We start from the raw sequence: 19,149 nt of genomic DNA, 5'->3' as shown, positions 1-19,149 counted from the left end.
ACTCTCTACCCTGTAGGGCCGTTATGTCCAGAGCTCTTCTGTTCTTGTTGCTGTTCGTCAGTCTGTTCCTGACTGCCTGTGCCTCCGAAGATCAAACCCTTCCTCTTATCCGCCTCGGGTACGCCCCTCATGATCATCACGCATCGCTTTATCTCGCCGCGCAATTGTCGGACCATTTTCGGCAACAGGGTGGACTGTATCTCAGGGAAGTCCGAGCTAAAGAACACTATCAGCTAATCGATCAGGGTCAGGCAATTGCTGATGTCATGGTGGTTCGCTGCACTGGTGGTGGGCAAATTATTCGTAAATTACATGAAAAGCAACTGGATGTTTCCTTCGGTCCAGTGCCGGCGATGATTCAACGGATTGACGCCGGCAGCGACCTGAAGATTGTCGCTCCGGTTATGTCAAATGGTGCGGCGCTGGTGATGGCAAAGGATTTCCCGGCCGATGATTGGCCAAGTTTTATCGCCGCAGTGAAGCAGGCACCGCAACCAGTGCGGATCGGCTACAAATTTCACAACTCAGTTCAGAGCCTTGTTTTTGAGCAGACCTTGGATTATGAGGGGATCAGCTTCTCTCACGATGTTTCTATCCACACTGTCCAAGTTGTGGTGCGTAATTTGTTCGGTTCCCAGAACCTGATTCCGGCATTGAAAAATGGACTGATCGACGGTTTTGTTATCATGCAGCCGGTCGTCGCCCTGGCGGAATATCAGCAGGTTGGCAAAGTCGTCAGTTTCTTGCATGACTTCCCTCCCGCAGGGCAGTGGCAGGGTTTGCCTTGCTGTGCCCTGGCTGCTAACGGCCCGGTCTTAAGTCAGCAGCCTCTGGCCTTGAGCAAACTGGTCACCCTGCTGTCGCGTGCCAACCGCTATGTGCAGGAACATCCCCGAAAAAGTGCAGCGTTGATCGCTCATTGGTTAGGAACCCCGTTCGCCGTCGAGGAACGGTCAATACCGACAATCAAGTATCTGGATGATTTCTCCCCCGAGTGGCACCGTGGCGTTGATCAGTGGATGACCAACATGGCGAAACAGGGTCAGTTGAGCGGAACCCTCAAGACGGCATTGGCGGATGGAACTGCAAAAACATTGCTCTACGATCAGTCATTTTTTGACTACACCCGTATGCAGGTGGGGGCGCAATGAGACTCCCGCAAAAGGTCTTTTGGATTTTTTTCATCATTACCTTCGGCACGCTGATTTTGGCTCTCAACCAGTTTGCCAGTTTTTATACCCAGCAACGTTTTAATCAGATGTCCGGCCACCTCAATCAATTGCAATCCCAGATGCGTCAACTGGACCATATCCGTGTTTCCTTGTTGCTTCCGGAAATGAACTTTGACAAGACTGAATTTGAGCGACTGGTGCATGACAGCGCAACAACCAGTAAAAAATTAAGGACAGACTTGGCTCGTCTCTCATCTCTGCTAGTGGTCAAACTTGATAGTATCGACTTTAATCTGACAAATTTTAGTCAGGCACTTCTCGAGCTGGCGACAAGTCGTAAGGTTGCTCTTCAGTTAGAAGCCGCCATTCATACAACACTGAGTCGGCTGCATACCCACAACGATGTAGAAAAAGAACATTTGACGCAGGGTGATGGCCCTTTTCCGCATCGGCATGAGAAGGCTTCCGATGCGAAGACCATTACTGATCTGGAACTACATTTCCAGGCGAACTCCTTCGTCCATCATCGGCAGTTTGAGCGGTTGCCGAATATCAAACGAATTCTGGATCAAATCAATAATAGATTTGCTGATCCGGCGCTGTCCAGCGAGCTGGGCCAACTGTTTCAGTTGCTAGAGCAGTTCTACCAACGTGACCTGCAGTTGGAGGATCGCAAGCTGTTTGTTGAAACGTCGTCTGTCAATTTTTTTCAAGTTAGTCAACGGATTCTGTCCGAGCTGGAGGATGTTAACGTCAAGCGACAACGGCTGATCTCACAGATTTCTCTTTTCGTCAGTGTTTTCGGTGTGCTGGCGGCGATTTTTTTCTGGTACCGGATTCGCGATTATTTCCGCCGTTTTCTCTACAACCAGAAGCAGGTCATGGTCGCTATCCAGAATGATAACGATCATGTGCAACTGGCCCCACAGAGCCATGATGAACTGGGTGGCCTGACGACGACCCTGAAGGATTTGTCGGTTGAATTGAAGGGAAAAAAAGACGATCTGCGCGCTTCGGAACAGAAGCATCGTCTGCTGGTGGAAACCCTGAGCGAATGGCTCTGGGAAACGAATATCAATCAGCAGTTTTCCTATTGCAGCCAGGCGGGAGAGCAGGTGACCGGTTATTCCCCGTCGGTCATGCTGGGGCGCAAATATCTGACGCTGTCAGAAGGATGTGAAGACCCTGCAGTTGTCCGCAATATTGAGCAGCATTTTTTCGCTCGAACGGCTTATAGCAACATTGAGCGAAAAATTCGTTGCGTTGATGGTTCAATTAAATATCTGATCTCCAGTGGCTCCCCTTTGTTTGATCCGGAAGGTCGATTTGCCGGTTTCCGGGGTATCGATCGCGATATTACCGCGCTGGTTGAGGCCAAAGAAGCACATGTTCAGTTAGAGCTGAAGTTGCAGCATTCGCAAAAAATGGAATCGATCGGTCGCCTGGCCGGTGGTGTTGCCCATGATTTCAATAATATTCTCAGCGCCATCATCGGTTATACCGAAGTGATTATGCATCGTTTGGAACCGGATCATGCCTGCTTCAGATATGTTCGCGAAATCCGAAACTCCGGCGATCGGGCGGCCAATCTCACCAAACAGTTACTGGCGTTCAGTCGCAAACAGGTCCGTAAACCGCAGATTCTTGATCTCTGCCGTGAGGTCAGCGAGCTGAACGACATGCTGCAGAGACTGGTCGGGGAAGAGATTCGCACCCTGATCGATACGGAGGCGGGACTGTGGCCAGTTAAGATGGATAAGTCGCAATTGGAGCAGGTGATTATTAATCTGGCAGTCAATGCCAGGGATGCCATGGCTGAGGGTGGGGTTATTTCCATTGGTTTACGCAACTACCAAATCAAAGGCGACTGTGTTGAAACGCCGAATCTGACGGCTGGCGATTATGTCCAGATCAGCGTCAGTGACACGGGCAGCGGAATGCCGCCGGACGTTATGCAGAATATCTTTGATCCCTTCTACACTACCAAGGAGCAAGGCAAGGGGACCGGTCTCGGTCTGGCGATGGTTTATGGGATTGTGACACAAAATAGCGGAGATATTCTGGTCAGCAGTGATGTTGGCAGGGGGACCTGCTTCAGAATCTTACTGCCACGCTCCCAACCGGTTGTCGAGCAAGCGGTAGTATCTAAACCGGAGAAACCACTTCGTAAGGGCAGTGAAACCATTCTGTTTGTTGAGGATGATGTGGTCCTGTTGAAAATGAATGCCGATTTTTTGCAGTCGCTTGGGTATCACCTCGTGACGGCAGGTGACGGTAACGAAGCGTTGGAGAAATACCAGCAACTTTCCGATGGCGTCGACCTGTTGATCACCGACATCGTCATGCCGAATATCGGCGGAATAGCGTTGGCAGAAGCACTTACTGGACAGTCTCCCGCGCTTAAGGTTCTTTACATGTCCGGTTATACGGAACACAAATTATTTGATCAGGGGATACTGAAGGAAGGGATCAATTTTCTTCATAAACCGGTTTCGCCGATCGATATCGTTAAATTGATGGAAAAACTGCTCGATTCCTCCCCAGCCTGAGTTTGCTTGTGCTGCTGGTCATTTGCACTGCTTGAACCAGGGGTTATGCTGACCATTGAAATATGGTTAATTCTTATTGTTATCGGGCGTCGCTGGCCTGGCGAACTACAAAACCGACCCATACCGGCAGCACAAAATAGCTGAGTGTTCTATTCGGTTAAAAGCAGCTGGTGGCAACTGGGATGTGAACGGCTCCGAAGCTAGAGACCGAACTTCTGTAATGTCTCTGCCGGAGCCTGATCGAAGTGCGAAAATTCCATCGTGAAGCTGCCCTGTCCCTTGGTCGCGCTACGGAGTTCGGTCATGTAACCGAACATTTCCAATAGTGGGATCGTGGCGCGGATGACATCTTGTCCCGGACGTGACACCACCCCTTCGACCTGCCCTCGTTTCTGTTGCAGGCTACCCATCACCCGGCCGGTGTACTCGGTCGGGGCGCTCAATTCGAGACGCATCACCGGTTCCAGCAGGGTCGCTTTGCCGTTGCGCAGCGCTTGGGATATGGCCCGACTGATCGCGGCCGAGATGCCGAGTTCCGTGGTTTTATTATTATCGTAGGGTGCAGCGGTCAGGATCAATTCCAAGTCGGTGAGGGGGTATCCTGCGACCGGTCCGGCCTGACAGGCACCCGCAATCAGCTCCTGCAACAGATCGGCTTGCTCCTCTGGCCACTGCTGCAGGACCGTTTCCGGAACATCAATCGTTAAGCCACTGCATCGTGGTTGGGGACTGATTTTGATGTTGACCTCGCCCTGCTGCAGTTTGCCGTCGATCTCTCGCTCGAAGAGTTCATGCTGCTCACTCGGCCGGGTCAGGGTCTCGCGGTAAACGACCTGTGGCCGGCCGGTTATCGTCTCGACTCCAAAATCTCTGCTCAGCCGTTGAACAACCACTTCCAGATGCAGTTCCCCCATCCCCGTTAGCAGGGTTTGACCGGTTTCCGGATCTTCTTTGACCAGAAAAGTTGGATCCTCCCATTGTAACTTTTCCAGTGCTGGTGGGAGTTTATCTCGATCGTCCACGGTTTTCGGTTCCACCGCCAACGAAACCACCGGTTCGGGGGAGTCCAGTCCTGCCAGTTGTAGTGGTGTTTCTGCAAAGCTGATGGTGTCACCGGTAAGAACATTCTTCAGGCCGGTGGCGGTGACAATATCTCCGGCAGCTGCGTGGTCGATCCGTTCTCGCTTGTGCGAATGCATGCGGAACAGGCGGGCGACCTTCTCTTCGCCGAGGGTGCGACTGTTGTAGACCGTATCGCCCGGTTTCAGACTGCCAGAATAGAGGCGCAGGTAGGTGAGTTTACGCCCTTCGTCAGCCAGAACCTTAAATGCGAGTGCACAGAGCGGCCCCTTTGCCTCAGATTCGATCTCCTGTGGCGTTTGGCGGTCAATGCGGATCGCTGCTGACGGGGGAATGTCGATCGGCGATGGGAGTAGGGCGCAGATGGCATCGAGTAACGGTTGAACCCCTTTATTGCGCAAGGCGGAGCCGAGCAGCACCGGTGATATCTGGCAGTCGATGACCCCTTGACGTAGCGCAGGCAGCAGCCGTTCTGCGGCGATGGGGAGCCCTTCAATAAAATCGTTGAGAATGCTGTCATCGTAATCGGCGGCGGCCTCAATGATCCGCTCGCGGGCCTGCTGTACTTCTTCGCACCTCTCCGCGGGGATCTCGCCATCGATGGTTGTTTGCCCGAGATCATCTTCGTCAAACAGAATGGTTTTTTCCTCGATCAGATCGATTATGCCACGGAAAGCATCTTCGGCGCCGAGCGGTAATTGTAGCAGCACCGGTTTGACGTGTAGTTTTTCAATCATGGCAATCAACACGGCGCGATGGTCGGCTCCAATGCGGTCCATCTTGTTGATCAGACAGATCCGGGGAACCTGGTAGCGATCCGCCTGCCGCCAGACCGATTCAGTCTGTGGTTGCACCCCTTCCACGGCGCTGAAAATTGCCACCGCTCCGTCCAATGCGCGTAAGGAACGTTCCACCTCAATGGTGAAATCGATGTGTCCGGGGGTGTCGATCAGGTTGAAGGTGTGGTCTCGCCATCGGCAACAGGTTGCCGATGCGGTGATCGTTATGCCGCGTTCCTGCTCCTGCTCCATCCAGTCCATTGAAGCCATGCCATCGTGGACTTCACCCATTTTGTGGATCTCGCCGGTGTAGAAGAGTATCCGTTCCGAGACGGTCGTTTTGCCGGCATCAATGTGCGAAATAATGCCAAAATTGCGGATCTGGTTGCGGTTGACATCAGCCATGAAAAGCTCCCTGAACGGCAGATGGAATTTTTGCTTTCAATTATACTACAGTATCAACGGACCCCGGTTATCCTCTGCGAATCAGTTGCTTTCTGCCCTGAGTCGGTTGAGGTGGTCAAGGTCAATCTGGTTCAGATTGAAATATTCCCGCTCCAACTCTTCGACATAAAAACGGTCGAGGCCGCTGTTACTCAAAAAATCCTCGCGGAGGCCACGATCCTGATTGGATATGATTTCCGGCAGCAGGCTGTGGAGATAGATCGCTTCCTTTTTTATGTCGTGGATGACGTTGCGGAACAGTCGTGGGTCGAGCAAGTCGCTGATAATGCCCCTGACGAGTAATTCATCGCTCAGTTCACCGAACAGTTCCTTCTGCTCGGATGGCGTTTCGTAGCGTGAATAGCGATTACGAATCCGCTCCTTGGCATTTTTAAGGACCGTGTTGTAGAGCCGTTCTTCCGCATCAAGTTGTTTGATTTTGCGGATCAGCTCTGGCAAACTCAGTTGCTTGTTCGCCGCGGAATCCAGCCCTTCTTCCAAGCAGGTCAGCTTGAGTCGGCCAAAGCGGCCGAGATAGCCGTTGCCGTGGATTTCATCAAAGAATAAGCGGCCGAACAGGTTATCCCCCAGTTCGTTGAAGGCTTGCTGGTTGCCGAGCAGGCTGCGCAGCAGGTCTTCATTGATACGGAAATTCTCCATGAAAGCCATCTGGCTCAAATGGGTCGAGGTGCTGTCGTAGCGGTCGAAGAAGGTGATGATGTAGGAAAAGTTTTCCAGTAACGCCAGCGGCGCTCCGTCGCGGATTTGTTCGTCGCAGATTTTACCGGTTTCCAGGAGTAATTGTTCAAAGCTATGATCGCGATTTCGATTTGCCTGCAATTTGGCGAACAGTAAGCGCTCCATCTCTTGATTGCCGATGTTGCCGCCGGGGGTGTCGTCGCGCGCGAAGATTCCCTGGAGTATCTGGCGGGTCGTGACGATATAGTCCGGTTCTTCGGCCGAGACTTCCGGTGCGGTCTTGAGTTGCTCATCCAGGGTGAGGAACAGGGCCGAAGGTATTTTATTCCGCACCGAAAGGGTTTTCAGTCTGGTCAGCCGAGCGTGCTGTTCACTGCCGAGGTGTCCTTGTTGATGGCAGGCAATCAGAATCTTTTTGTATTCATCGATGATCCGGTAATTATCGCGGTGCCGATACATGACATCGACGCGGATTCGCTCTTGTTGGTAACGATCAATTCCCATGTCATTGGCCAACATCTGTAACTCGGTAAAGTTGCTATCCGGTATCGAACGATGTTGGTAATAAAGGCGCTGAAATTCTTGCAGATAGCGACGATGGCGGGAGTTGATCAGGCAGACCAGATAGATAGTGCATTGCTCTGGTAGTTGGGTCAGTAATTCGGTGACCAGTTGGGAATCGTCCCGTTGGTTGAGGTTGGTCAGTCGCTTGAGGACTTTTCCTAGTCGTCGTAGCACCTGTTCTTGCTGCTGCCGGTGGGTTTGGGCGTCAAGTCCGTCAATGAAGAAAAAGCAGTTATAAACCGCATGTCCTTCGAAAAAGATCTGTTCGTAGGTGTGCTGTGTACGGTTCATTTCATCGATGTGCAGATTGCCCGATTCGTCATAGCTGACACCCAGCAGGGTCAGGCGGTTAACGATGCCGTCCTTCGATAGATCGGCCAGCGGCTGATCGACACCGAACATGTATTCACAGAAACTGCCGCCATTCCCCAGTTGACGAACGCCCTGCTCGTCGAGGATCAGTTCGTTGCCCGGGGCGAAAAAGCGCAAGGACTGGTCCGAAACCTGGTAGAAATGGTGATGGGCCGTGCGGCAACCCGCAGCAGTGGCGAAGTATTCGATATTATCGTTGATGCGACCGTGCAATCGCAGCTCGGTATTCATGGCCGCCGTCTCCACTGCGATTGTTCGTCGGCTTGGCACAATGGCAGAGAGAATTTTTGTCCATCATAGGCGAAGTCGATCCCCTCAGGGAGTTGCGGTGCATGTTTGGGATGATCCACTTCATGGCTGAGGTGGGTCAGGATGGTCTGTCTGGCGCCAATTGTTTGCGCCATTTGAATCGCCTGGGGGATGTTGAAGTGCGTGTTGTGCGGTTTGAAACGCAGTCCGTCAAGAACCAGAATCTGCAAACCTTTAAGCAGCGGTAGCGAGGTTTCCGGGATGCCATTGCAGTCGGTCAGATAGGCAAATGGACCGCAGCGATAGCCGAAGGCTTGCATGCCGCCATGATTTAACGGGATCGGAATAATTTCCAGGCCGAATAACGGAAAACCGCTCTCTATCGGGCAGAGGGTGAGTCGTGGCACGTAGCCTGGCTTTTCGACATCGGCAAAAATGTAGCTGAAGTTGTCCCGGACTCTTTCCAGGGTCCGGGGGGAGCCGTAAAGTGGGATCGGATCTTTGCTACGCAAGTTGAATCCGCGCAGATCATCAATCCCGTGCATATGATCGGCGTGGCTGTGGGTGTAAAGGACGGCGTCAATATGGCAGATGTCTTCCCGTAGGGCCTGTTGGCGTAAATCAGTTGCGGTGTCGATGAGAATGTTGTATTGACCGTAACCGATGAGCGCACTGCAGCGGGTTCGGTGATTGCGCGGGTCAGAGGAGCGACAGACGGCACAACGACATCCGACCACCGGGATGCCGGTGCTGGTTCCTGATCCGAGTATGGTAATTTCAAGCTTTTCAGGCGTCATTGTTTTGCCGTGGCTTGTTGGGTTTCTGGAAGAGATTTAGTAATTTAGCATTTTGCCGGGGGCGGAGACAATAGTTGATTGTATCTGCCTGCTTGCCAGACTTCGGTCCTCTGCAGTAGACTGGGGACTGCGAAGGATTGTCAGTATGAGTGAGAAGAAAATAGAAGAATTCAATAAGCTTTGCAGCCGCTGTATCCGGCAGTGCAAGCAGCCGGTCGCGGTGTTGATGCTCGAATGTCCCCGGTTTGAGCCACGACCATTTAAATCGGAGAAACACAGGTTTCAGCAACTGGACCTGTTCGGCAAGTAATAAAGGGTGATTCCGGCGGAATCACCCTTTACTTTTTAGCAAAACTATTTCGCTGCCTGCAGATCGAGAAACTCTTGCAACATGGGGATGAATTTCTCTGGCTCGACCAGAAACGAATCATGCCCGTAGTCGGACTGGATCAGTCGATAGTCGACTGTTTTGTTGAGGCGTTGCAGTTCGTTGACCACCTCTTCAGTCTGCTGTGGTGTATAGAGCCAGTCGGAGCTGAATGCAAACCAGAGAGACGGGCAATTGAGCCGATCGAGCGCTTCGCTGAACGAATCGAAATTCCAGGCGACATCATACAGATCGAGGGTCTTGGCCAGGTAGAGGAACGAATTGGTGTCGAAACGACCGACAAAATTACCACCGTTGTAATCGAGGTAGCGTTCGATTTCAAACTTACCGAAGAAATCGAACATGCCATCCCGTACCGAGAAGCGCCGTTCGAACTTGAGGTTCATTGAGGCGTCGGACAAAAAGGAGATGTGTCCGACGGCACGGGCCAGGGCAAAACCATCTGCTGGCGGGTGTTCCGTTCGGTAATTCCCCTTTTTCCACAGGGGGTCATTGAAAATCGCCTGCCGGGCCAAGGCGTTCAGTGCGATGGCCATCGGCGAGGTTTTTCCCGTGCCGGCGATCGGAACGATGGAACGGACCATTTTCGGATAATGAATCCCCCACTCCAGTGCCTGCATTGCGCCCATTGACCCGCCGACAACGCTCAGCAACGATTTGATCCCCAAGTGGTCAATCAGCAGTTTCTGGGCGCGTACCATGTCACGAATCATCAGCACTGGAAAGTTGAGTCGGTAGGGGCGGCCAGTGCGTGGGTTGATACTGGTCGGACCGGTGGACCCTTTGCACGAGCCGATGACATTCGTGCAGAGGACGAAATACTTGCTGGTGTCGAAGACTTTGCCGGGGCCGATCATGTTGTCCCACCAACCCGGTTTGCGGTCTTCCTCGCTATGGCGGCCAGCAGCATGCGCATCGCCAGTCCAGGCATGGGTCACTAAAATGACATTGGTGCACTCAGCGTTAAGTTGGCCGTAAGTCTCGTAGGCGATGGTGAGCGGGCCTAGCAGGCGACCACTCTCTAACCGCAGTTCGATATCAAAGTCGGCGTATTCGGTTGTGACCAAGCCAACGGAATCGTTCAAGCCATCTCCCCTTTTGGTACAGATACTAACAAAAAAGGCCCCTTCCCGGGATAATGGGAAGGGGCCTTGGAGATACGACTATACGTGGTATCGCTGGCTCCGTCCCCATCTGTCCCCCGGGACCGTAGGTCCGGCAGGGCAGGAATTGGCACCGGGCGCCCGCTGATACTTTTGTATCAAAAGGCCGGTTGCCGTGGTTTCGCAGGGCCGTTTCCCTCCACCACTCTGGATAAAGACGTTGTTCATTTTTTCTTGTGCGGCCGACTCTAGCTTACTCGGTTGTAACTTGTCAAATGGAACTGCTTGCTGGTTTGGCCGGCTCCCTGTCCTCTTCGCTTATTTTGAATGCCCCCATCTCTTTTTGCAGCAGGGCGGTATGTTTAATCAAGTCTTCAACGACCGCATCCATGCCGATAGCGCGCTCTGAATTCTCTTCGGCAATGCGGCGGACCATCGCAACCGATTCGACGACTTCGTTGCTGCGGTCGTTCTGCTCACGGGTCGCACTATCGATCAGTTCTATCATCTGCTGGATATGCTCCATACTCTGCGCAATCTGCTGGCTGCCCCGCCCTTGTTCGGAGGTGCTGTTTTTGACCCGCGCCGCGATATTTTTCATCGATTCAGCGGCGTTAGACAGATTGCGGGTGCTGGCCGTCTGCTGACCGATGGAGCTGGCAATCTGGTCGACCATATTGGTGATGGCCAGCACTGCCTGACTGATGTTGCGGTTTTCTTTCGACTGCTTCAGGGTCTGGTTAGCGATGCCGGTAATTTGCTCGGTCGAGATCAGCGAGCTTTCGTGCAGTTTTTCCAGTGCTTCACCGGCCGCATGAGACCTAGCGACCTCTTGCTGCGCGCGCAGGCTCCCTGCTTCGATTGTTGAGACGGCGGTCTGTGTCCCTTCCTGGAGATTCTCGATGATTTCGGCAATCTCTTTTGTCGACACCGAGGTGCGCTCCGCCAGATTGCGGATTTCATCGGCGACGACAGCAAAACCTTGACCGTGTTCACCTGCTTGGGCGGCGATGATGGCTGCGTTGAGAGCCAGCAGGTTGGTCTGATCGGCAACATCGGCGATGACGTTGACAATGTTACCTATGGCGTCTGAACGTTCGCCTAAATCGCTGATGGCCAAGTGGGCCTGTTCCATTATCTGCTGCAGACCGCTGATTCCGCGAATCGTGTCTTGAACTGCGGCTTTTCCCTCAAGGGCTTCTGCTGCTGCTTGCTGGGCGAGTTTGCTGGTCTGTTCGGCACTCTGTTCAATCGTGCTGGTCGCCTGCTCAAGTTCTTTTGCCGATTGTGAGGTTTCTCTGGTGTTGTTGGAGAGTTCAATGATGTTGCCATCAATCTGCTCGTTGGAGGAGGAGAGTTGATGGATGGAACTGGATATATCGCTGATAATGCCGAACAGGTTTTCCATCTGTTCGGTAATACTGATGGTGGTTGATTCCAGTTCGTGGGTGGCTGCGGCGCTCTGTTGCACCGAGGCCACGAGGTTGGAAACGCTGTCGGCAATTTCACCCGCGGACTTGCCGATTTCGGTGACGCTCAGGTGGGACTTTTCCATCGCCTTGGTCTGCTGATCGGCCGCGTGGCTGACTTCGCTGGAGCGGCTGCGGATGGCGCTGGTCGCTTCCGATAGTCCGGTTGCGGTTTTGCGGGTGTTTTCGACTATTCCACGCAGTCGTTCCACAAAGCGATTGAAGTTGCTGGCCAGAAGACCGATTTCGTCATTGGAGGTGATTTTAAGGGTTTTGGTTAGATCCGCATCTCCCTCGGCAATTTCACGTAGATTGCGGACGACTGAATCGAGTGGTTTGGCGATACCGCGGGAAAAGACAATACCAAAAATGGTCGCGACGAGCATCACTCCGATTGCCATCATCAGCAGGGTGCGTTGCATCGTCCGGTTGCTGGCCAGGATTGAGGAGCGGTCGATGGCAATCAGGAATCCGGCGGTGTCATGATTGAGCGGATAATTGTAGACGATGTGCGAGCGATTCTTCAGGGTCATCAGCACGAAGTCTTCGTCCAGAATTGCATTGAGGTCTAATTTTAGATCCTTTAATTCAGCGAGGCTGCTGGCGATGATTTTTTCCCCGTCATGAAAGCCAACATCGGCATCGATCATCGATTGAAATTGTTTGGCTTGCAGTTCTCCAATGTCACGGTAGGCGCGCAGGTTTGCAATCGGAGATCCCTGATAAATCAATGGCACGGTGCTGGAGATACTGAGACTGTTGTTGTTAACGATAAGTCGGCTGCTGCTCTCGGTCATGAGGCCGGATTCTTTTGCCTCAGCCGATTTCACAATGATCGGTTCCGCCGTCTTTGTGTCTGCGGAGAGCACGTGGATATGCCCATCGGCGTGAATCACCTCTAGCCGGTCAAAACCGAATTGGGCTCGATAGTGTTTTATGACCGTATGCAGCTGTTCGGGGTCGCCTGTGATCTGGCCGAAATAGACGGCATTCAGCAGATCCTCTTCTTGGGCCATCAGTTCGAGGGCTTCAAGCAGCATGTCTTCATCGTCGGAGGCGCCCTGCATAATGTAGCGGCCGGCTTGATCCGCCATCATGTCGATCTGTTCGCTAACCTGGCTGCTGGTGATGTCGGAGAATAGGTAGGTAAGCAAAAGCATCGGGATGATGGCCAAGGCGAGTAGCCCAGACAAAATCTTCCAGCGGATGCTGACGATTTTTTGCATTGAAGCCTCACATGGGATTGGTGATATTCAGCGCCAGCTGAATTAGGAAATTAATAGAATCTTTGAATTGTATATTGTTAATGGAAAACATGCAAGCCGCCCGTTGACAACTTTGGCAACCGATTTATATCGGCAGGCCGGGACTGATCAATGATTGAACAGTGGTGACTATAAAATGGGCACGAAATGGCCTGGGCGGACCAGGATTCAGCATTTTGGGGCGTTTGAAAACGGCACGACAATTGAAATAGAACTCCTGCGTTGAACAACGTTGTTGACAACAATACATACAAGACGAGGAGGTCTTTTCGATGGAAGCATCGCTTGATGCCCTGCAGCGTGGTGGGGATGTTCTGTTTTTATTGCTTGGTGCGGTGATGGTCTTTGCCATGCACGCCGGTTTCGCTTTTCTTGAAGTTGGTACGGTTCGGAGAAAGAATCAAGTCAATGCCTTTGTCAAGATCCTCTCTGATTGGTCGGTGTCAACCGTGGTCTATTTTTTGATCGGTTATCCGCTTGCCTACGGCGTTCACTTCCTAGTGCCGGCCGCCGATTTGATGGGGGATAATCAGGGTTATGAGTTGGTGCGCTTCTTTTTTCTGCTCTGTTTTGCCGCATGCATTCCGGCGATTATTTCTGGTGGTATTGCCGAGCGGGCCAAGTTTTGGCCGCAGGTTGTTGCCGGAGCGATCTTTGTCGGGATCTCATATCCGATTTTTGAATCGATTATCTGGGGACAGAATAGTGCTGGCCTGCAAGGCTTTTTTGAATCAACCTTTGGCGCCCCGTTTCACGATTTTGCCGGCAGCGTCGTCGTACATTCTATTGGCGGTTGGTTGGCGTTGCCAGCGGTTATAATTCTCGGTCCGCGGATGGGCCGCTTTATCCGTGGTCGTAGCCAGGCGATTCCGGTCAGCAATATCCCGTTTTTGGCTCTCGGCAGCTGGATTCTGGCGGTCGGTTGGTTCGGCTTTAACGTCATGAGCGCCCAGAACCTGGCCGGTGTTTCCGGTCTGGTTGCGGTTAATTCCCTGATGGCCATGGTCGGTGGCGTTCTGTTCGCCTTGGTTGCCAGTAAGAATGACCCCGGTTTTGTTCACAACGGGGCCTTGGCCGGTTTGATCTCCATCTGTGCCGGGTCTGATCTGGTGCACCCGATTGGAGCTTTCTTTGTCGGTGGCATCGGTTCGCTGATATTTGTCTACGGTTTTCAGTTCGAGCAAGAGAAGCTGAAGATTGATGATGTCCTCGGGGTTTGGCCGCTGCATGGTGTGGTCGGAACCTGGGGGGGCATATCCGCCGGTATCTTCGGTTCGACGGCCTTCGGCGGAATGGGCGGCGTCTCTTTTCTGTCGCAACTGGCTGGTAGCCTGCTGGCTATTGCTTACGCCGTGGTGACCGCGTTCGTCGTTTATACGGTTATTGACAAGGTTTGCGGCTTCCGTCTGGATGACGAGCAGGAGTTCGCCGGGGCAGATTTAAGTGTCCACCAAATCAATGCGTATCCAGAGGATAACGTTAGGTAGAATTAATTGGAAATGGGATTTGACAGCCTGCTGACGAGCAGTACACTGGGGGAAAGCGCAAGATTACAGGAGGCCGTGGCAGCTTCCTGCTTTACCCTGGACGACCTTATCCCTCCTGGTCTCCAGGGTATTTTTTTACAAAAAAAGTGGTCACGGATTTAATTCCGGACCACTTTTTCATTTCTTATGTTTGCAGCGCGATTTTAGGCTTCCAACTGCGCCAGTTTTTCCTTTTCTCGTTTAACCAGTTCGGCAATACTGTACTTCTGCAGAATCTGGATCATTTCTTCTTGGGCTTCGTGCCAGACTTCATGCGCGCTGCAGTGGCTGTCGCGGTGACAAGCGTCATCTTCAATCAGACAGTGATTCAGTTTGAGCTGCCCCTCTTCTGCTTGGAGAATGTCGAGCAGGGTAATCTCGTTGGCTTCTTTTGAAAGCAGAAAGCCGCCACCGACACCCCGTTGAGAGCTGACGATTCCAGCCTTGATCAGCGGTTGCAATATTTTGGTTAAAAATGCCGGGGTCACATTCTGGGTGCGGCAGATATCCTTTTTCAGAACGATCTCACTTTTTGGCTGTTGGGCCAGGTAGATGACAGTTCTGATTGCATATTCTGTTGCTCGTGTAATAACCACGTAATACCTCCAAAGTTAACTCGAAGAGTAAGAGATACACGGAAGCTCGGTGGTTGTCAATATGCTGTTCGCGGCAAGGGGAAAATTATGTGGACTTGACAGTGGCTTGTTCCGGTCGCATCATCTTGTCGATAATCATTGGATTTACGGTTGGAAAAGGTTTTTCAATAAATGGTATCTTCGCTTCACCTGCCGCGCCCCGTCACCGGCCGTTTTGCCCCAAGTCCGACCGGCCCGCTCCATTTCGGGTCGCTGGTTGCCGCCTTGGGCAGTTATCTGCTGGCAAAAAAAACTCAAGGCAGCTGGTTGCTGCGGATGGAAGATCTCGATCCGCCGCGGGTTGTGCCCGGAGCGGCTGATGAAATGCTTCGCTTGCTCGCTGCACTCGCTTTTGAGTGGGATGGTGAGGTCCTCTATCAGAGTCAGCGCCTTGAGCGCTATCAACAAATTCTGCAGGAGTTGACCGCTCGGCAGTTTCTTTTCGATTGCAGCTGTTCGCGCCGGGAAATCCTTGCCAGTGCGCCGCATCCGGGTGAGGATGGCCCGATTTACCCGGGAACCTGTCGGCAGGGGGCGGTTGGCCAGCGCAGTGAGCGGGCGTTGCGGTTGCGTGTGCCGGACGAAGCGCTGCTTTGGCGGGATCGTATCTTCGGTCCATTGCAACAGAACCTGCAGCGCGAGGTCGGTGATTTTGTTTTGCGGCGTGCCGATGGACTTTTTGCCTATCAGTTGGCCGTGGTCGTCGACGATATCGATTCGGGCATCAATCAGGTGGTACGCGGGGCAGATCTGTTGTCTTCGACGCCACGGCAGGTTTTTCTTTATCGTTGCCTGCAACAGCCGCTGCCGGACTATTATCATCTGCCCCTGGCTTTAGGGGCGGATGCCGAAAAGCTGAGCAAGCGGCACGGTCGGTCCGGACTTATTACTATCGAAAACGGCAACAGGGCGCTTTGGGCCGCGTTGGAATTTTTAGGCCAACAGCCGCCGCAGGAGCTAATCGGCGCGGCTGCGGGTGAAATACTGGATTGGGGCATAGCGAACTTTTCCGCCAGCCGGGTGGCGCCGGCGGAAAAGCTAGCCCCTGATTTGCTCGGTTGATTCGCTGGGTTTTTGTTTGCGGGGATAGGAGGTTGAAATGCGCAGATGGTTTATTTACGGACTGCTGTTGCTGCTAGCCGGTTGCAGTTGGGGGAAATACCAAATTCCCAAGCAGGATTATCACGCTAAGGTTCAGGTTTTGGGGGTTCTGCCGCTGTTGGTTGACTCCGCGGCCCCTTTCGAGTATCCGCAAAAGGAAGCCCTGCTTGACGTGCTCGCGCGATCAACCGTCGGCAAGCATGAAGCCCTGGTCGAACGGTTGAAGGAGAAAAAGGGTTATTTTGATGTCCGTTTGCTGTCGGGCAGTTCGGAGCTGATCTCCTTGGCATTGTTGAGCGGAAAAAGTCCAGACGATGCGAGCGGTCGTCCGCAAGGCTATCAGTTTGATCCGCAGGCGGTGGGCGAAATGGTTCAGCGCAATGTTGTCGACGCTTTATTGGTGGTGGTCTTCTCCGGTGAGCAGATTGAGGAGACGCGCCGTTCGCGAACATTACTCGAGTCTCTGACGACCAAGTACAATGATATTGTCGCGACGGCAGCGGTTATTGATCGTAACGGTGAAATCCTCTGGCAGCTCGGTGGTGACGAAGCCTATCGCGCTCTCCTGCTGCAGTACGCTGATTTTGACGAGGCGTATTACAATCATACGGACTTGGTGAAAGTTAAAAATATCAGCTTGTCGGGGGTCGAAAAAACGCTGTATGAACCCCTTGGCGAAGCGGAGACAAAACTCCTGCCGGAGATGTACGACAAGTTGTTCGATCGTATCGTCTCGGGAATCAGCCCTGGGTTGCTCGATTCACTTTAGTCGTTAACTAATGGTTTGGGTTCGAAATTCGTTATTGTCGGGTTGGGCTTTTCGGCCTCGTTGTTGATGGAGTTGTTTGTTGCGCCACAAAGAAAAAGCAAAACAATCTGCGGTTTACTGCCTTTCTGAGCGTGCCGACTGTGACCGGGTACAGCAACGTATTCATGCTTTGGAACTTTCGGAGGCGCGTTATCAGGGTTTGTTTGTGGCCGTAGCCGATGCCTTGGTTTCGATTGGCCCTGATGGTTTGATCAATCGAGTCAATAGTGCCTGCGAGCAGGTTTTCGGCTGGCCGGTCGACGCTCTGCCAGGGATGTCGCTGGCGACGCTGTTTCCCGATTGTTCACAGGTTGAGTTGGCCTACCGGAAGGCCCTGTCGGGGGTGGGGCAGGTTTTAGAGTTGCCTTTTGTTTGGCCGAATGGCCAGCGGGTGACGCTCGCCCTGCAGCTTTCGACAATTTTAGCTGGGCCGGAGATTTCCGGGGTGTTGCTCACCGGGCACGATCTGACCAAAGAGAAAGCCTGTGAGCAGGAGCGGGCTCAGCTGTATGCTGACTTGCAGTCCAGTCACCGCGAACTTGAGAAGAAAGCGCTGGCCTTTGAAGACTCGCGGCAACAGTTACGGCAGGCGATGTCCCGGCAAGAAAAGACCAACGAAGAACTGCGTAAAATCGGCCGGATGAAGACCGATTTTATCGGTATTGCGTCCCATGAGTTGCGTACGCCGTTAACTTTTTTGCTTGGTGCCCTGGAGTACCTCGGCGAAAGTCTGCCCGGACGGATCAACGAAGATGAACAGAGCCTGCTCGATTATGCCCTGCAGGGTTCCGAGCGTCTTTCCGATATCGTTGAAAATATGCTCGATATTATTCGTCTGGAGGCCGATGGTTTCCATCCCCAGCGGGAAACCATCGCACTTTTGCCGCTGCTCACCCATATTCAGAGTAATCTTGCGGGAGTTCTCAAAGAGCGGGAGCTGACGCTTGTCTGGCCGGGGGGAGAACAATGGCCGGAACTGTCCGTCGATCCGTCGATGGTTCGCCGTGCGCTGGAGGATGTGATCGGCAACGCCATCAAATATACTGAGCCCGGTGGGGAGATCCGTCTCAGTGGTGTCTTTCGCAGTCGGGAAAGCCTAGTCGCGGACGCTGCGCATATCAAGCGGTTCTGGTCAGATTTTTCTGCCGACGATAGCTGCTCAGACGCCTTCTTTGACGTCTGTGTTACTGATAATGGTATTGGTATTCCACGTCAGGAACTGCCCCATGTTTTCGAACGTTTCTATACCGTCGGCAAGCTTGACGAGCATAGTTCCGGTGATAAATTCCTCGGCCGCGGGGCCGGCTTGGGTTTGGCCCTGGTCAAGCGGATTATGCATGGCCATAACGGCCTGAGCTGGGCCGTTAGTCCCGGCTCGCGGGAAGAGACTGCACTTGAGAATCCGGGCAGCTGTTTTCATCTCCTGTTTCCAATTACGCAGAATCCCGCGCCCGTTGAACTTCCTGTTGCTGGAGATCGCAAAGCGCGCATCCTGGTGATTGATGATGAGCCGGCAATCCGCCGCTTAATTGAAATCCTGCTGAGTAAAAAATATGACCTTGAGTTGGCCGTTAATGGGGTTGATGGTTTGGTCAAGGCGCGAACCTTTAGCCCCGATCTGATCCTGCTTGATCTGTTTATGCCGGAGATGGATGGCTTTGAAGTCTGTGAAAAATTAAAGTTAGACCCGCAGACAGCGGACATCCCGGTAGCGATGTTTACTGCGATGGCACGGAAGCATGAGCGGGACCGGGGGCGGGATGTCGGAGCGGTCGCTTATATTGCAAAGCCGTTTCTCCCTCGGGAGTTGATGCAACGCATTGACCTGTTACTCCAGGAATATTGTCGAGACGAAAATACTTTGTGCTGAGATGAAATTTTTATTCACGGTTGACAAGGGCTGGTAAAGCGGGTAAAAGCAGAAGAGAGATTTTTTAAGCGCCTGCCAGTTCTGCACCTACCAAGCGCTAGGTTGATATATAATAGTCTGCAGCATATAATCCATAGAGCCATTCGATTTATTTACATATCAGAACGAAATTAAAGAGACCCTTGACGCTACTATATAAGATCGGCCAGCAAACTTTTCGAGTATCTCGCATTGTAGCAAATCCATTGATCCCCCATCTAAAGTGCAAACCCCCTGGTT

At 52.7% G+C, this 19,149-nt stretch carries 13 protein-coding genes and 1 riboswitch; of the genes, 7 read left to right on the top strand and 6 right to left on the bottom strand.

Going from position 1 to position 19,149, the window contains the following annotated elements; all coding sequences use genetic code 11:
* Positions 1–23 precede the first annotated feature (23 nt).
* Both ACZ5PT_RS01290 and ACZ5PT_RS01285 read left to right on the top strand, forming a co-directional pair.
* Positions 24–1,151: an ABC transporter substrate-binding protein gene (locus tag ACZ5PT_RS01290; protein ID WP_464265001.1), complete on the top strand. Its 1,128-nt coding sequence runs from the start codon at positions 24–26 to the stop codon at positions 1,149–1,151.
* Positions 1,148–3,721 carry an ATP-binding protein gene (locus tag ACZ5PT_RS01285; protein WP_464265000.1) on the top strand — a complete coding sequence of 858 codons (2,574 nt, stop codon included), beginning with the start codon at positions 1,148–1,150 and terminating at the stop codon, positions 3,719–3,721. The genes ACZ5PT_RS01290 and ACZ5PT_RS01285 overlap by 4 nt, the downstream gene beginning before the upstream one ends.
* Positions 3,722–3,921: 200 nt before the next feature.
* On the opposite strand, the gene fusA is transcribed toward ACZ5PT_RS01285, so the two are convergent.
* The 3 genes from fusA to ACZ5PT_RS01270 all read right to left on the bottom strand — a co-directional run bounded on the left by fusA (position 3,922) and on the right by ACZ5PT_RS01270 (position 8,705).
* Positions 3,922–5,985, bottom strand: coding sequence for an elongation factor G (gene fusA / locus ACZ5PT_RS01280; protein ID WP_464264999.1), 2,064 nt, complete (start codon positions 5,983–5,985; stop codon positions 3,922–3,924).
* 81 nt (positions 5,986–6,066) lie between these two features.
* On the bottom strand, positions 6,067–7,890 hold the full coding sequence (locus ACZ5PT_RS01275) for a TIGR04442 family protein (protein WP_464264998.1): 1,824 nt from the start codon (positions 7,888–7,890) through the stop codon (positions 6,067–6,069).
* Positions 7,887–8,705: a GPMC system MBL fold metallohydrolase gene (locus ACZ5PT_RS01270; protein ID WP_464264997.1), complete on the bottom strand. Its 819-nt coding sequence runs from the start codon at positions 8,703–8,705 to the stop codon at positions 7,887–7,889. Before ACZ5PT_RS01270 ends, ACZ5PT_RS01275 begins: the two co-directional genes overlap by 4 nt.
* 145 nt (positions 8,706–8,850) lie before the next feature.
* Between ACZ5PT_RS01270 and ACZ5PT_RS01265 the strand changes: the two genes are divergently transcribed.
* A complete protein-coding gene (locus ACZ5PT_RS01265) occupies positions 8,851–9,015 on the top strand; it encodes a hypothetical protein (protein WP_464264996.1) in 165 nt (54 codons plus the stop codon).
* Between the two features lie 44 nt (positions 9,016–9,059).
* On the opposite strand, the gene metX is transcribed toward ACZ5PT_RS01265, so the two are convergent.
* Together metX and ACZ5PT_RS01255 are read right to left on the bottom strand one after the other, a co-directional pair.
* Positions 9,060–10,178: a homoserine O-acetyltransferase MetX gene (metX, locus tag ACZ5PT_RS01260; RefSeq protein ID WP_464264995.1), complete on the bottom strand. Its 1,119-nt coding sequence runs from the start codon at positions 10,176–10,178 to the stop codon at positions 9,060–9,062.
* A 102-nt stretch (positions 10,179–10,280) separates the two neighbouring features.
* A riboswitch (SAM riboswitch) is annotated at positions 10,281–10,414 on the bottom strand.
* A gap of 53 nt (positions 10,415–10,467) precedes the next feature.
* Positions 10,468–12,891: a methyl-accepting chemotaxis protein gene (locus tag ACZ5PT_RS01255; protein ID WP_464264994.1), complete on the bottom strand. Its 2,424-nt coding sequence runs from the start codon at positions 12,889–12,891 to the stop codon at positions 10,468–10,470.
* A gap of 311 nt (positions 12,892–13,202) precedes the next feature.
* Here ACZ5PT_RS01255 and ACZ5PT_RS01250 point away from each other — a divergent pair, with 311 nt between their 5' ends.
* Positions 13,203–14,417, top strand: a complete 1,215-nt coding sequence (locus ACZ5PT_RS01250; RefSeq protein ID WP_464264993.1) for an ammonium transporter — start codon at positions 13,203–13,205, stop codon at positions 14,415–14,417.
* Positions 14,418–14,620: 203 nt separating this feature from the next.
* On the opposite strand, the gene ACZ5PT_RS01245 is transcribed toward ACZ5PT_RS01250, so the two are convergent.
* Positions 14,621–15,052 carry an RrF2 family transcriptional regulator gene (locus tag ACZ5PT_RS01245; RefSeq protein WP_464264992.1) on the bottom strand — a complete coding sequence of 144 codons (432 nt, stop codon included), beginning with the start codon at positions 15,050–15,052 and terminating at the stop codon, positions 14,621–14,623.
* A 171-nt stretch (positions 15,053–15,223) separates the two neighbouring features.
* Between ACZ5PT_RS01245 and gluQRS the strand changes: the two genes are divergently transcribed.
* From gluQRS to ACZ5PT_RS01230, 3 genes are all read left to right on the top strand, one after another.
* A complete protein-coding gene (gene gluQRS, locus ACZ5PT_RS01240) occupies positions 15,224–16,153 on the top strand; it encodes a tRNA glutamyl-Q(34) synthetase GluQRS (protein ID WP_464264991.1) in 930 nt (309 codons plus the stop codon).
* Between the two features lie 37 nt (positions 16,154–16,190).
* Positions 16,191–16,961: a hypothetical protein gene (locus ACZ5PT_RS01235; protein ID WP_464264990.1), complete on the top strand. Its 771-nt coding sequence runs from the start codon at positions 16,191–16,193 to the stop codon at positions 16,959–16,961.
* Between the two features lie 79 nt (positions 16,962–17,040).
* Complete coding sequence (locus ACZ5PT_RS01230; RefSeq protein WP_464264989.1) at positions 17,041–18,870, top strand: response regulator; 1,830 nt, start codon at positions 17,041–17,043, stop codon at positions 18,868–18,870.
* Positions 18,871–19,149 lie beyond the last annotated feature (279 nt).

This window comes from Desulfuromusa ferrireducens, assembly GCF_055389805.1.
This window is presented reverse-complemented; position numbering and strand designations above follow the sequence as displayed.

Excerpts from the sequence above, each read along its gene's own strand:
- ACZ5PT_RS01290 (WP_464265001.1), top strand. The coding sequence starts at position 24 with ATGTCCAGAGCTCTTCTGTTCTTGTTGCTGTTCGTCAGTCTGTTCCTG.
- ACZ5PT_RS01285 (WP_464265000.1), top strand. The coding sequence starts at position 1,148 with ATGAGACTCCCGCAAAAGGTCTTTTGGATTTTTTTCATCATTACCTTC.
- fusA (WP_464264999.1), bottom strand. The coding sequence starts at position 5,985 with ATGGCTGATGTCAACCGCAACCAGATCCGCAATTTTGGCATTATTTCG.
- ACZ5PT_RS01275 (WP_464264998.1), bottom strand. The coding sequence starts at position 7,890 with ATGAATACCGAGCTGCGATTGCACGGTCGCATCAACGATAATATCGAA.
- ACZ5PT_RS01270 (WP_464264997.1), bottom strand. The coding sequence starts at position 8,705 with ATGACGCCTGAAAAGCTTGAAATTACCATACTCGGATCAGGAACCAGC.
- ACZ5PT_RS01265 (WP_464264996.1), top strand. The coding sequence starts at position 8,851 with ATGAGTGAGAAGAAAATAGAAGAATTCAATAAGCTTTGCAGCCGCTGT.
- ACZ5PT_RS01255 (WP_464264994.1), bottom strand. The coding sequence starts at position 12,891 with ATGCAAAAAATCGTCAGCATCCGCTGGAAGATTTTGTCTGGGCTACTC.
- ACZ5PT_RS01250 (WP_464264993.1), top strand. The coding sequence starts at position 13,203 with ATGGAAGCATCGCTTGATGCCCTGCAGCGTGGTGGGGATGTTCTGTTT.
- gluQRS (WP_464264991.1), top strand. The coding sequence starts at position 15,224 with ATGGTATCTTCGCTTCACCTGCCGCGCCCCGTCACCGGCCGTTTTGCC.
- ACZ5PT_RS01235 (WP_464264990.1), top strand. The coding sequence starts at position 16,191 with ATGCGCAGATGGTTTATTTACGGACTGCTGTTGCTGCTAGCCGGTTGC.